Source organism: Micromonospora aurantiaca ATCC 27029, assembly GCF_000145235.1.
Lineage (GTDB): Bacteria > Actinomycetota > Actinomycetes > Mycobacteriales > Micromonosporaceae > Micromonospora > Micromonospora aurantiaca.
In genome coordinates this window covers 6,504,173-6,516,501 of the sequence record NC_014391.1, presented here as the reverse complement: position 1 = coordinate 6,516,501, position 12,329 = coordinate 6,504,173, and the positions used below count along the sequence as shown (strand labels likewise).

Sequence of the window (12,329 nt, the reverse complement as noted above, 5' to 3'; positions counted from 1 at the left end):
GTTACTGTGATGTGTCACGATGCCCGGCTCGGACGGGTCGGCGCGGCCTGCGTGGCCTGCCCGGAAACGCCCGGCGGATGCCACCGTGTCACTCCGCCGACGCGCGGGCGGCCGCCTGGAGTGCGGCACGCACGTCAGTGACCTCGATCACGCGCATGTTCTCCGGCCCGGCGCCGCTGCTCTCCGGCCCGCACCCGGGCGGCACGAGAGCCAGCCGGAAGCCGAGCCGGGCGGCCTCGGCCAGCCGCCGGGGCACCGCGCCGACGCGACGGACCTCGCCGGTGAGACCCACCTCGCCGATGGCCACCAGATGCGGGTTGAGCGCCAGGTTGAGCCCGCCGGAGGCGACAGCGAGCGCCACCGCCAGGTCGGCCGCCGGCTCCACCACCCGGATGCCGCCGACGGTGGCGGCGAAGACCTCCCGGTCGTGCAGCGTGAGCCGCTCGGTGCGGCGCTGGAGCACCGCGAGGACCATCGCCAGCCGGGCGCTGTCCAGGCCGGAGACGGTACGCCGCGGCGAGCCGGCCACGGTGGCCCCGATCAGCGCCTGCACCTCGGTCACCAACGCCCGGCGCCCCTCCATCGCCACCGTCACGCAGGTGCCCGGCACCGGTTCGGAGTAGCGAGTCAGGAACAGGCCGGACGGGTCGGCCAGGCTGCTGATGCCGCCCTCGTGCATCTCGAAGCAGCCCACCTCGTCGGCCGCGCCGAAGCGGTTCTTCACGCCGCGCACCATGCGCAGCGAGGAGTGCTTGTCGCCCTCGAAGTGCAGCACCACGTCGACCAGGTGCTCCAGCACGCGAGGACCGGCCACCTGGCCGTCCTTGGTGACGTGCCCGACCAGCACGGTGGCGATGCCGCGCTCCTTGGCCACCGCGACCAGGGTGGCGGTGACCGCGCGGACCTGGGTGACGCCGCCCGGCACGCCCTCGGTGCCGGTGGTCGAGATGGTCTGCACCGAGTCGAGCACCAGCAGCCCCGGCTTGACCGCGTCGAGGTGGCCGAGCACCGCCGACAGGTCGCTCTCGGCGGCCAGATAGAGCTGGTCGTGCAGGGTGCCCATCCGCTCGGCGCGCAGCCGCACCTGGCTGACCGACTCCTCGCCGCTGACCACCAGCGACGGGCTGCCGGCGCCGGCCGCCCACTGCTGGGCCACGTCGAGCAGCAGCGTCGACTTGCCCACCCCGGGCTCACCGGCGAGCAGCACCACAGCGCCGGGGACCAGGCCGCCGCCGAGCACCCGGTCGAGCTCGCTCACACCGGTGGGACGGGCCCGGGCGGGCGCGGCGCTGATCGTGGCGATCGGCCGGGCCGGTTCGGCAGGCATCCGCGAGCTGACCACTCGGCCGGAGACGATCGGGCCGGTGACCGTGCACTCGACCACCGAACCCCACTCGCCGCACTCGGGGCACCGGCCCACCCACTTCGGGGGCTGGTGGCCGCAGGCGTCGCACTCGTAGGCCGGGCGGGGTTCGCGGGTGGCGGCGCGACCGCGGCCGGCGCCGGCACGGGAGGGGGTCGATCGGGGCGTGGTCACCACCGGACGCTAACCGGCCCGTACGACGAAAGCCCACCCGAAACGGCGACACCGCCGGCGTGGCGCTGGCCACGGCGGCGGTGCCGACGGAAGGAGGGGAGAGGTCAGTGGCCGCCCTCGGCGCCGCCGTCCTCACCGGCGTGCTCACGCGGGTTCACGATCTTCGACGGCGTGGCCTCCGGGGTCAGCGGGATGCCGATCGGCGCCGGGGTCTTGACGACCTTGCCGTCGCCGAAGTCGAAGGTCAGGTTGACCTGCTGGCCGACGAGCAGCTTCTCGTTCAGGCCGACGAGCTGGAGGAACCGCGGGTTGCCGGCGTTGAGCTGGGCGTAGCTGAGGGCCGGGATCTCGATCCGGGCCGGCTGACCGGCGGGCGCGGACTCGCTCTCGCTCGGCGACGGGCTGGCCGACGGCGACCCGGTCACCTCCAGCGACTGGCTCGGCGACGCGCTCGGGTCGCTCGCGGTCGGCGAGGTGGTGACCGGCTCGGTGGGCGAACCGGTCGGGGTGGCCGCGCCGCTCTCACCCGCGCCGGAGCCGGTGAGCACGATCTCCCGCGCGCTGTCGGTGGTGACCGTCACTGTCACCGGCTTCTCGCTGTCGTTGTAGATCACCACGTTGACCGGCGCGTTCGACCCGGCCTCGTAGCCCTTCGGGCCCGGGAACTGCACGTAGAGCCCGCGCACCTTGAAGAGGTTGTCGGACGTCTGGACGTTGACGCCCTGTACCGACGGGATCTTGTTGGCGGTCTCGGAAATCTGCCCGGCGCCGCACCCGGACAGCAGCAGGCTCGCCGCCGCCGTGCCGGCCAGCAGCAGGGCCGGCCCCCGGGAACCCCTGATCGAGCGCGTCACGTCGGTCCTCCTCGTCACGATCCCCGCCCGGTCGACCACCGGGCACGGGGTGGCCATACCCGCGCAGACCGCGCTCCAGGGTAGTTGGAGCTGATCGAGGCCCGCACGCGGACCCGGCAATGCCACCTCGGAGTGGACTCCTCAGACCACCCGGCCGCTCGTCACCAGCAGCACCACATCGATGAGCGCCACCACCAGCACCGCCCGGAAGGCGGTCGCCGAGCGTCCGGCTGTCGCGCGTCCCGCGTACCAGCCGACCGCCGGCACGGCGACGGCGGCGGCGACCGCCGACAGGCCGGTCCACGACGGCGGCCCGGGCGGGCCGAGGACCAGCGCGACGGTGGCCGCGAGCAGCAGCCCGGCGGCGGCCAGCCGGCTGCCCACCGGCCCGAGCCGGTGCGGCAGGCCGCGCACCCCGGTCCGGGCGTCGTCGGCCAGGTCCGGCAGCACGTTCGCGAAGTGCGCGCCGGCGCCGAGCAGCGCGGCGGCGGCCACCAGCCAGGCCGGGGGCACCGGCGAGCCGGGCAGCGCCAGCACCACGAACGCGGGCAGCGCGCCGAACGAGACCGCGTAGGGCAGCACCGACACCGGCGTCGACTTCAGCGGCCGGTTGTAGAGCAGCGCGGAGACGAGGCCCAGCGTGGCGCAGGCCGCCGCGGCCGGGCCGCCGGCCAGCGCGAGCACCGGCACGGCGACGGCGGCCACCGCCGTGGCCCGGGCCAGCGTCGGACGGGCGACCTCGCCGGTGGTCACCGGTTTGTCGGTACGCCCCACAGCGGCGTCCCGCTCGGCGTCGATCAGGTCGTTGCTCCACCCGACCGCGAGCTGGCTGGCCAGCACCGTCAGCGCCACGAGCACGACACCCGCCGCCGAGTGCCCGACACCGGCGGCGAGCAGCGCGGCGACCACCGTGACCGCCGCCGCGGGCTCCGGATGGCTCGCCCTGACCAGCCCTAACACCCGTGTCGACATAAGGGAAGTCTGGTCGTTACCGGGCAGTCGTGCCACGCTCGACGCATGCCCGACGCGTCGCCGGTGTCCACTCCGTACCGGGTGCTGCCGCCGAACGACCCCCGGCAGTACGACGACCTGGCCGGCGAGTGGTGGCGGCCGGACGGCGCGTTCGCGATGCTGCACTGGCTGGCCCGGGCCCGGGCGGCGCTGGTACCAGCGGCGTCCACCCCGGACGACCTGCTCGTCGACCTGGGCTGTGGCGCCGGGCTGCTGGCGCCGCACCTGGCCGGCAAGGGTTACCGCCACGTCGGGGTCGACCTGACCCGCTCCGCGCTCGACCAGGCCGCCGCGCACGGCGTGACGGTGGTCCAGGCCGACGCGACGGCGGTGCCGCTGGCCGACGGCTGCGCGGCGGTGGTCTCCGCCGGTGAGCTGCTGGAGCACGTACCGGACTGGCGGCGGGCGGTCGCCGAGGCGTGCCGGCTGCTGCGCCCGGGCGGCCTGCTGGTGCTGGACACGCTCAACGACACGCTGCCGGCCCGGCTGATCGCTGTGGAGCTGGGCGAACGGCTGCCCACAGTGCCGCGCGGCATCCACGACCCGCGGTTGTTCGTCGACGCCCGCGCGCTGGTCGCCGAGTGTGCCCGGCACGGCGTGTCGTTGACGGTGCGCGGGGTCCGGCCGGAGCTGGGCGGCACGCTGGCCTGGCTGCTGCGCCGCATGCGCGGCGGCGCCGTCCGTCCGGGCAGGACCGAACCGCGCATCGTGCCGACCCGGTCGACGGCGGTGCTGTACCAGGGCTGGGGGCGCCGGGGCGGGTAGCCGGGGCCGCCCGGGGTAAAGGACGCCGAGAAGGGGGCGACATGACTGTGCACGCGCTGGAGGCGGCCCGCCGGTTGGCGCCGCGACTGGCCGCCCGCGCGGCCGAGCACGACCGCGACGGCTCGTTCCCCGTGGACGACTTCGCGGACCTGCGGGCAGCAGGGCTGTTCGGCTTGATGGTGCCCCCCGAGCTGGGCGGCACGGGCGCGAGCTTCGCCGAGTACGCCGCTGTCGCCACCGAACTGGCCCGGGGCAACGGCGCGACCGCGCTGGTGTTCAACATGCACGCCTCGGTCACCGGGGCGCTCGGCGCGGTCACCGAGGAACTGGCCGAGGCGCTCGGCGTACCGGACGAGGCGCTGGCGGCGCGGGACCGGCTGCTGCGCGCGGCGGCCGACGGCGCCTGGTACGCGGTCGCGATGAGCGAACGCGGCGCCGGCGCCCGGTTGTCCCAGCTCAGCACCGTCTACGAGCCGGTCGACGGCGGCTGGCACATCAAGGGCAGCAAGACGTTCTGCTCCGGCGCCGGCCACCCGGACGGCTACCTGGTGGCCGCCCGCAGCGCCGCCGACCAGTCCGTGGTGTCGCAGTTCCTGGTCCCGGCTGGGGACGGGATCACCGTCGAGCCCACCTGGGACTCGCTCGGCATGCGGGCCACCTCCTCGCACGACGTGCACCTGGACGTGACGGTCCCGGCCGACCGGCTGCTCGGCGGCGTCGAAGGGCTGGCCCTGGTCGTCGCCCAGCTCATGCCGCACTGGCTGGTGGCGAGCTACGCGGCGGTCTACGTCGGCGTGGCCCGGGCCGCCATCGACGCCGCGGCCGAGCACCTCAACGCCCGCGACCTCGCCGGGCTGCCCGCGGTGCGGGCCCGCCTGGGCCGGGCCGACGCGGCCACCGCCGCCGCCGAACTGGTGGTCGCCGAGGCGGCCCGCCGGGTCGACGAGGCACCCGGCGACGCCGAGACGAACCGTTGGGTGTGGCGGGCCAAGCTGCTCGCCGGCACCACAGCCGCCGAGGTGGCGGCCTCCATGCTGGAGGCGGCCGGTACGTCGGCGACCCGCCGCGGGCATCCGCTGGAGCGGCTCTACCGGGACGCCCGCTGCGGCTCGCTGCATCCGGCCACGTCCGACGTGTGCGCCGACTGGCTCGGCATCGCCGCACTGGGCGGCGACCCGGACCGGGACAGCGCGCTCCCTCGTTGGTGAGCGCGAGGAGTGAGCCGGTTCTGCGAGCCCCGCAGTCGCGAACGAGAAGCGGCACGGTGAGCGCGAGGAGTGAGCCGGTTCTGCGAGCCCCGCAGTCGCGAACGAAAAGCGGCACGGTGACCAGGAGTCGGTGCGAGAGGTGAGGGAGGGCTCAGGGGTGGGGGACGTGGGCATACCGGTGATCGCGGGTCTGGGTACGGCACAACCGCCGGCTGCGATGCAGGACGAACTGTGGACGGGCTTCTTCGCGAAGCACTTCCAGGGGAACACCCGGGCGCTGGCCGAGCGGATCTTCGCGAACTCGGGCGTGACCCGGCGGCAGGCGGCGGTCAACCCGCTGCTGGAGGACGTCTCGGAGTGGCCGACCGAGCGCCGGATGCGCCGCTACCAGGTCGAGGCGCTGCCGCTGGGCAAGGAGGCGGTCAGCCGGGCTCTCACCGCCGCCGGCCTGGACGCCTCCGACATCGGGCTGTTCATCGTCTGCTCGTGCACCGGGTACGCCACCCCGGGGCTGGACATCCTGCTCGCCCGGGATCTGGGGATGTCGCCGAGCACCCAGCGCATGTTCGTCGGGCACATGGGCTGTTACGCGGCCCTGCCCGGGCTGGGCGCGGCGAGCGACTTCGTCACCGCCCGCGGGCGACCGGCGCTGCTGCTCTGCGCGGAGCTGACCAGCCTGCACATCCAGCCGCCTGGTGCCCGGGTGGACACCCAGCAGATCGTCTCCCACGCGCTGTTCTCGGACGCCGCGGTCGCCGCCGTGGTCGTCCCCGGCGGCCGGGGGTACGCGCTGCGCGAGGTCACCTCGGTCACCGACACCTCCACCGCCGACCACATGACCTGGGACGTCACCGACACCGGTTTCCGGATGGGGCTGTCGCCGAAGGTGCCGCAGGTCCTGTCCCGGCACGTGCGGACGCTGATCGACGAGCTGCTGGCGCGGCACGGGTGCGAGCGCTCCGACGTGGACGGCTGGGCGGTGCATCCGGGCGGTCCGCGGATCCTCAACGTGGTGGAGCGTGAGCTGGCCCTGCCGCCGGACGGCCTCGCCGCCTCCCGGGGGACGCTCGCCGAGCACGGCAACTGCTCGTCCCCGACCGTGCTGCTGATTCTGGACCGGCTGTGGCGTACGGAGCCGTCGCCGCCGCGCTGGGTGGTGATGCTCGCGTTCGGACCGGGTCTGACGCTCTACGCGGTGCTGCTGGAACGGGTGGGCTGACGGCTCGCCCCGCCCGGGCCGCACGGATACGCTGCCGTCATGGCCTCCGACGAGCGGGACGGACGGGTACCGCTGACCGTCCTGACCGTTCTGGCGCTGGCGGCCGGTGCGGCCTGGTGGCGGTCGGCGGCACCCGAGCCGGGTGCGGCCACGGCCGTGCCGGCGCCGCCCGCGAGCGCCGAACCCGTCGCCCGAACCTGGCGGGTCGACCCGTCGACCGGCGACGCCTGGCCGGCACGACCGGGGCGCGACCCGACGCCCCGGGCACTCCGTGCCCCGGCGACGGCGCCGGACCGGTCGGTGGTGATCCGGGTCGAGGACGACGGCACCTCGCGTGTGCTCCAGGTGTCGCACGTGGTGTGGCGGGAGACGTCCGACCTGACGCCGGACGGGCCGCCTGTCGTACGGCAGGTGAATCCCTCGCGGGGCGACGACTACCGGCTGTCGGTGAGCTGCTCCGGGGACGGATCGATCGCCGTGCAGCTGTCCGGCACCGGGACCGGCGACGCGCGGCGGTTCCTCCGCTGCGGCGGGCGACTGGAGCTGCCCTTCCTGGGCGGCACCGGCGCGCCGGTGCTGGTGCGGTTCACCGGTGTACGCGGCCGGGCCGAGCTGGACGCCCGGCTCGAAGCGCTCTACTGACAGCTGTCGCGCGCCGGGCACCGGCGGCTCAGCGGCCCCGCTCGCGTCCTCGGGCCGGCGGCTCAGCCGCCCAGCCGGCGCTCCCGGACCGGCCTGTCAGCTGCCCAGCCGGGCCAGGTCGGCGCCGTAGTCCGACAGCGGGCCCAGCTCCGGCACCACCCGGACCAGCGAGCCCTGCCGATCCACGAGCAGCGCGGCGGCGGTGCCGGGGTGGGCGGACAGGTGCAGGTAGGAGCGCAGGCCGCAGGCCGGGTCGCCGAGCGGGCGTACCCCGGGGACGCTCGCGGGTCCGGCGCTGCGGCCCTCGGTCACGGTGACCACAGTGACGCCGGGCGGCGCGGCGCGGGCCGCGGTGCCGACCTGCTCGGCGCAGGCGCAGGCGTCGACCAGGATGATCATGGCGGGCAGCAGGCTGCGCAGCGGTACCGGCGTGTCGTCCGCGCCGACCAGGTCCAGCGCGGGCAGCGGGCCGACCGGTTGCGGCGCGGTGGTGGAGCGGGGGAGCACCGTCGGCGCGCCGGACCGCGTGGTGGTGCGCGGCCAGGTGACGGCGGCCAGTCCGGCGAGCGTGACGAGCACCGACACGAGCAGGATCAGCACCGGCAGCCCGAGGCGGGCCGGAACGGCACGCCGGCCGGAGCCCTGCCGCGCGCGGCGCAGCTCCCGGCGGACCTGCCGGGCCTCGTCGGCGAGCGCCGAGGCGTCGTCCGGGACGACCACCCGGCCCCACTCCGGAGGCAGGCCGGGCAGCCCGTCCGGCGGCCCCTGGCCGTCAGCGTCAGGCACGCCCATCGGACCCCCAGGAACGTCTCGGTGAGCGGACGTCACGTCCCTCACCAGCGTCCCGCACCGACCGCCGTAACGCCACACCTGGGCGCGGACGGACTTGCGGAGCTACCATGGAAGGAGCGCATTGCCCTAGATCTGGACGCTCCCGTCACCCCTTACCGGGTTGTCACGTGTTCCTCACGGAGCGTGTCGAAAGCATCGGTTTGACCGCCTGTCAAGCTGAAGAAATACCTCTCACAGGGCCCCTGAGCTGCGCCAACGATCAGGACAGCGGTGAGACATCGGTGCCTGAGCGTGTTACCCTAGACACAGCGAAAGGGGTTTCGAACCTATGGTTTTCAGTGTCGGCGAGACCGTTGTTTACCCCCACCACGGGGCCGCACTCATCGAGGCAATCGAGACTCGGGTCATCAAGGGCGAGCCCAGGGAATACCTCGTCCTGAGGGTCGCACAGGGTGACCTGACGGTCCGGGTGCCCGCCGAGAACGCCGAGATCGTGGGTGTGCGCGAAGTGGTTGGCGAAGAGGGCCTGGGCAAGGTCTTCGACGTGCTCCGTGCACCGCACACCGAGGAGCCGACCAACTGGTCGCGGCGTTACAAGGCGAATCTGGAGAAGCTGGCCTCCGGTAACCCGCTGAAGGTGGCCGAGGTCGTCCGCGACCTGTGGCGCCGGGAGCGGGAGCGGGGCCTGTCGGCGGGCGAGAAGCGGATGCTCGCCAAGGCCCGTGACATCCTCGTCGGCGAGGTCGCGCTGGCGGAGAAGAGCACCAAGGACGAGGCCGAGACGCTGCTCGACAAGGTGCTGACCGAGGCCTGATCCACGCCTCTGCCTCTACCCACCCCGCAGCGAACGAATCCGAGGACCGCGACGTGACCGCGCAGCTCAATCCGCGCGGTGACGTCGCGGTCCTCGTTCCTGCGGCAGGTGCCGGGGTACGCCTCGGACCCGGCGCCCCGAAGGCGCTCCGGCTGCTCGCCGGTGAGCCGCTGCTCGTACACGCGGTCCGCCGGATCGCCGCCGCGCCGTCGGTGCACACGATCGTGGTGGCCGCGCCGGCGACCGAGGTCGAGGCGGTACGCGCGATGCTCGCCCCCGTCGCCCCGGTGACAGTGGTCCCCGGTGGCGCCGAACGCCAGGAGTCGGTGGCGGCGGCACTCGCCGCAGTTCCCGCCGGTCCGGAGATCGTCCTGGTGCACGACGCGGCCCGCGCGCTCACCCCGCCCCACCTGGTCGAGTCGGTGGCCGCGGCGGTCCGCGACGGGCACGACGCGGTGATTCCGGTACTGCCGGTGGTCGACACGATCAAGGAGGTCGACGCGACCGAGCGGGTGCTCGGCACAGTCGACCGGTCCGCGCTGCGGGCGGTGCAGACGCCGCAGGGCTTCCGCCGGTCGGTGCTGGTCGCGGCCCACCGGTCCGCCGGTGACGCGCTGACCGACGACGCCGGGTTGATCGAGAAGCAGGGCGGCGCGGTCATGTGCGTGCCCGGCTCCGAGCTGGCCCTGAAGATCACCCGCCCGTTCGACATGGCCCTGGCCGAACACCTTCTGACCACAGGCGCCTGACGCGCCGCTCGCGCGGCACGCAGGCTTCGAGATCTTGGTAAGAAACGGCCCTCATAAGGGCCCTTTGCTACCAAGATCTCTCCCGAGGTGTGCGTACCCTCTGGTCATGATCGTTCCTCGGGTGGCTGTCGGCACCGACGTGCACGCGTTCGCGGCCGGGCGGCCCTGCTGGGTCGCGGGCCTGCACTGGCCGGACCAGGACGGCCTGGCCGGTCACTCCGACGCCGACGTTGCCGCGCACGCCGCCTGCAACGCCCTGCTCTCCGCTGCCGGTCTCGGCGACCTGGGCGCGAACTTCGGCGTGGACCAGCCGGAGTGGGCCGGTGCCTCCGGGGTGGCGCTGCTGACCGAGAGCGCACGCCGGGTACGGGCCGCGGGCTTCCAGATCGGCAACGTGTCGGTGCAGGTCGTCGGCAACCGCCCCAAGATCGGGCCGCGCCGGGAGGAGGCGCAGCGGGTGCTCTCCGAGGCGGTGGGCGCGCCCGTGACCGTCTCCGCGGCCACCACCGACGGCCTCGGCTTCACCGGGCGCGGGGAAGGCCTGGCCGGGATCGCGGTGGCCCTGATCTACGAGGCTCCGGCCGGCTGACGCGGTGACCGGGGACGCCGGCCACCGCGTCACCCGATCAGTCGACGTCGGTGCAGACGTTGTGAGTAGTGCCGTGGAGCATCGTGATCGTCTTGTCGTAGGTGGGGGAGAACTCCACCCGGAACCGGCCGTCGACGATCCACAGCCCCTTCGGCAGGGTGCCGGCGTTCTCCCGGAAGCCGAGCAGCACCGGCCCGGTCACGTACCAGGTCATCGAGCCGTCGGTGCGGTAGACGACGAGGGCGGTGCCGCTCGCGTCCGCCGTCGAGGTGGCGCCGGTCTCCAGGTTCGTGACCCGGTTGATCAGAGCGCCGGTGAACAACTCCCGCTTCGGCGCGCCGTCCGGGTAGGCCTCGATCGTCAGCTTCCGCACCTCGTCCACGATCGGCTCGACCCGTACCGCGAACTCGCATCGCGCGCCGGCGGGCATCTCGAACGGCGCCTGGGGCGCCGGTTCCCAGGCACCCGGGGCGGGATGCCGCTCCGGCGCGGCGGACGCCGAGCCTGGTAGGGCCGCGACCACCGCCGCCACGACGCTCGCCACCGCGATACTCATCCTGAACCGCATGTTCCACTCCATCCCTCGCTGGTCCGGATCCCTCGCCGGTCCGGGCGGCGAGCATCACCGGGCCCGGTCACCACCGGATCACCGCGTCGAGCGGCAACAGTCGAGCGGGCGGACCCGGCCGGCCGGGTTCCTCACCACGCGATCACCGTCGGGCGACAACCCCGGGCTTGGGCCGACCCGTCCTGTTCGGTATGGAGTTCCGCCTGCTCGGGCCGTTCGAGGCCCGCCACGACGGCCGGCCGGTCGAGGTCGGCAGCCGGCGTCAGGAGCGTTGCCTGCTCGGGGTGCTGCTGCTCGACGTGGGCCGGGTGGTGCCGACCGACCGCCTCATCGACCTGCTCTGGAACGGCCGGCCGCCGGCCACGGCCCGGAGTGCGGTGCAGACGTACATCGGGCGGCTGCGGGGCTCGCTCAACCCGTACGGGGTGCGGATCAGCACCCGGGGCGAGGGCTACGCAGTGGAGGAGGACGGGCACCGGGTCGACGTCGACGAGTTCGCCGACCTGGTCCGGGCGGCCGGGCGGGCCGCCGATCCCGCCGAGCGGGTGCGGTCGCTCGACCGGGCGCTCGCCCTCTGGCGTGGGCCGTTGCTCGCCGACGCGGCGGACGACGAGCTGCGGGACCGGCTGCACGGCACGGTCGAGGAACTTCGCCTGGTCGCCGTGGAGCTTCGGGCCGAGGCGCAGCTCGCGCTGGGCCGGCACACGCGCGCGGTCGCCGACCTGATGCCGCTGGCCGCCCAGCACCCGACGCGGGAACACCTCGTGGCGGTCCTGATGACCGCCCTGTACCGGGGCGACCGGCGGGCCGACGCGCTGCGCCTCTACCGCGCCACCCGGGACCTGCTCGCGGCCGACTTCGGCGTCGAGCCGGGGCCCCGCCTCCGGGAGGTGCAGCGCCGGGTGCTCGCGGGCGACGACCGGCTGGACCGGGCCGCCCGGCCGATGCACGAGATCAGGGTCGGTGACGAGAGCCTGCCGTGGAGCGTGGGCGGCCACCCGGCCCTGGACTTCTGCAACACGCTCGCCGGGTGGGGGCACGAGCCGCCGTTGCCCGGCGCCGAGTGGCTGCGCGGCTACCGGACCCTCGCCGTCTGGGCCGGCCACGTCGGGCTGGTGGACGAGGTCTCGACGAACCGCCTGCTGCACCTCGCGCGCCGTGACCCGGCAGCGGCGGAGGCGGTGCTCGACGAGGCCCGTACGCTCCGCGCCGCGCTCTACGCCAGCCTGGTCGACCCGGACGACGGCGCTGCCTTCGAGACTGTCGCGCGGGCAGCCGAGGCCGCCGCCCGTACGCTCGTCTTCCGGCGCGAGACCGACGGACGCGGCAGGTGGTGGCCGGACCTGGCGGCCGGGCTGCGGCTGCCGGTGCACGCCGCCGCGTTCAGCGGCGCGCAGCTGCTCGCCGATCCGGCCCGGTTCACGGTGCGGGTCTGCCCGGACCGGCGGTGCGGGTGGTTGTTCCTGGACGAGAGCGGGCTGCGCCGGTGGTGCAGTCTGGGGACGTGCGGCGGCCGGGCCGGCGTGTCCTGCCGGAGTGCCTGACGCCGGGCACCCTCGGCGCGCGGTGGGTCCGGGCGGA

At 74.6% G+C, this 12,329-nt stretch carries 13 protein-coding genes; 8 read left to right on the top strand and 5 right to left on the bottom strand.

Features of this window, described 5'->3' with window-relative positions; all coding sequences use genetic code 11:
* Positions 1-88 precede the first annotated feature (88 nt).
* From radA to MICAU_RS29135, 3 genes are all read right to left on the bottom strand, one after another.
* Positions 89-1,537 (bottom strand): DNA repair protein RadA, encoded by a 1,449-nt coding sequence (gene radA, locus MICAU_RS29145; protein WP_041799371.1) that lies wholly within the window; start codon positions 1,535-1,537, stop codon positions 89-91.
* A gap of 104 nt (positions 1,538-1,641) precedes the next feature.
* A complete protein-coding gene (locus MICAU_RS29140) occupies positions 1,642-2,391 on the bottom strand; it encodes a hypothetical protein (protein WP_013288944.1) in 750 nt (249 codons plus the stop codon).
* A gap of 141 nt (positions 2,392-2,532) precedes the next feature.
* Entirely contained in the window at positions 2,533-3,363 is an 831-nt protein-coding gene (locus MICAU_RS29135; protein ID WP_013288943.1) for a UbiA family prenyltransferase, read from the bottom strand.
* 45 nt (positions 3,364-3,408) lie between these two features.
* Between MICAU_RS29135 and MICAU_RS29130 the strand changes: the two genes are divergently transcribed.
* From MICAU_RS29130 to MICAU_RS29115, 4 genes are all read left to right on the top strand, one after another.
* Positions 3,409-4,167 carry a methyltransferase domain-containing protein gene (locus MICAU_RS29130; RefSeq protein ID WP_013288942.1) on the top strand — a complete coding sequence of 253 codons (759 nt, stop codon included), beginning with the start codon at positions 3,409-3,411 and terminating at the stop codon, positions 4,165-4,167.
* A 41-nt stretch (positions 4,168-4,208) separates the two neighbouring features.
* Positions 4,209-5,375 carry an acyl-CoA dehydrogenase family protein gene (locus tag MICAU_RS29125; protein WP_013288941.1) on the top strand — a complete coding sequence of 389 codons (1,167 nt, stop codon included), beginning with the start codon at positions 4,209-4,211 and terminating at the stop codon, positions 5,373-5,375.
* A 157-nt stretch (positions 5,376-5,532) separates the two neighbouring features.
* On the top strand, positions 5,533-6,594 hold the full coding sequence (locus tag MICAU_RS29120; RefSeq protein ID WP_013288940.1) for a type III polyketide synthase: 1,062 nt from the start codon (positions 5,533-5,535) through the stop codon (positions 6,592-6,594).
* 39 nt (positions 6,595-6,633) lie between these two features.
* Positions 6,634-7,236: a hypothetical protein gene (locus MICAU_RS29115; RefSeq protein WP_013288939.1), complete on the top strand. Its 603-nt coding sequence runs from the start codon at positions 6,634-6,636 to the stop codon at positions 7,234-7,236.
* Positions 7,237-7,332: 96 nt separating this feature from the next.
* Here MICAU_RS29115 and MICAU_RS29110 read toward each other — a convergent pair whose 3' ends face one another.
* A complete protein-coding gene (locus MICAU_RS29110) occupies positions 7,333-8,028 on the bottom strand; it encodes a hypothetical protein (RefSeq protein WP_013288938.1) in 696 nt (231 codons plus the stop codon).
* 328 nt (positions 8,029-8,356) lie between these two features.
* Here MICAU_RS29110 and MICAU_RS29105 point away from each other — a divergent pair, with 328 nt between their 5' ends.
* The 3 genes from MICAU_RS29105 (at position 8,357) to ispF (ending at position 10,180) form a co-directional block, all read left to right on the top strand.
* Positions 8,357-8,842, top strand: a complete 486-nt coding sequence (locus MICAU_RS29105; protein ID WP_013288937.1) for a CarD family transcriptional regulator — start codon at positions 8,357-8,359, stop codon at positions 8,840-8,842.
* Positions 8,843-8,895: 53 nt separating this feature from the next.
* On the top strand, positions 8,896-9,591 hold the full coding sequence (ispD, locus tag MICAU_RS29100; protein ID WP_013288936.1) for a 2-C-methyl-D-erythritol 4-phosphate cytidylyltransferase: 696 nt from the start codon (positions 8,896-8,898) through the stop codon (positions 9,589-9,591).
* Positions 9,592-9,697: 106 nt separating this feature from the next.
* Positions 9,698-10,180: a 2-C-methyl-D-erythritol 2,4-cyclodiphosphate synthase gene (gene ispF / locus MICAU_RS29095; RefSeq protein ID WP_013288935.1), complete on the top strand. Its 483-nt coding sequence runs from the start codon at positions 9,698-9,700 to the stop codon at positions 10,178-10,180.
* Positions 10,181-10,217: 37 nt separating this feature from the next.
* On the opposite strand, the gene MICAU_RS29090 is transcribed toward ispF, so the two are convergent.
* Positions 10,218-10,748: a hypothetical protein gene (locus MICAU_RS29090; RefSeq protein ID WP_013288934.1), complete on the bottom strand. Its 531-nt coding sequence runs from the start codon at positions 10,746-10,748 to the stop codon at positions 10,218-10,220.
* Between the two features lie 167 nt (positions 10,749-10,915).
* Between MICAU_RS29090 and MICAU_RS29085 the strand changes: the two genes are divergently transcribed.
* Positions 10,916-12,292: a BTAD domain-containing putative transcriptional regulator gene (locus MICAU_RS29085; protein ID WP_244879693.1), complete on the top strand. Its 1,377-nt coding sequence runs from the start codon at positions 10,916-10,918 to the stop codon at positions 12,290-12,292.
* The last annotated feature ends 37 nt before the right edge of the window (positions 12,293-12,329 follow it).

Excerpts from the sequence above, each read along its gene's own strand:
- MICAU_RS29105 (WP_013288937.1), top strand. The coding sequence starts at position 8,357 with ATGGTTTTCAGTGTCGGCGAGACCGTTGTTTACCCCCACCACGGGGCC.
- MICAU_RS29125 (WP_013288941.1), top strand. The coding sequence starts at position 4,209 with ATGACTGTGCACGCGCTGGAGGCGGCCCGCCGGTTGGCGCCGCGACTG.
- ispF (WP_013288935.1), top strand. The coding sequence starts at position 9,698 with ATGATCGTTCCTCGGGTGGCTGTCGGCACCGACGTGCACGCGTTCGCG.
- MICAU_RS29090 (WP_013288934.1), bottom strand. The coding sequence starts at position 10,748 with ATGCGGTTCAGGATGAGTATCGCGGTGGCGAGCGTCGTGGCGGCGGTG.
- MICAU_RS29130 (WP_013288942.1), top strand. The coding sequence starts at position 3,409 with ATGCCCGACGCGTCGCCGGTGTCCACTCCGTACCGGGTGCTGCCGCCG.
- MICAU_RS29135 (WP_013288943.1), bottom strand. The coding sequence starts at position 3,363 with ATGTCGACACGGGTGTTAGGGCTGGTCAGGGCGAGCCATCCGGAGCCC.
- MICAU_RS29115 (WP_013288939.1), top strand. The coding sequence starts at position 6,634 with ATGGCCTCCGACGAGCGGGACGGACGGGTACCGCTGACCGTCCTGACC.
- MICAU_RS29110 (WP_013288938.1), bottom strand. The coding sequence starts at position 8,028 with ATGGGCGTGCCTGACGCTGACGGCCAGGGGCCGCCGGACGGGCTGCCC.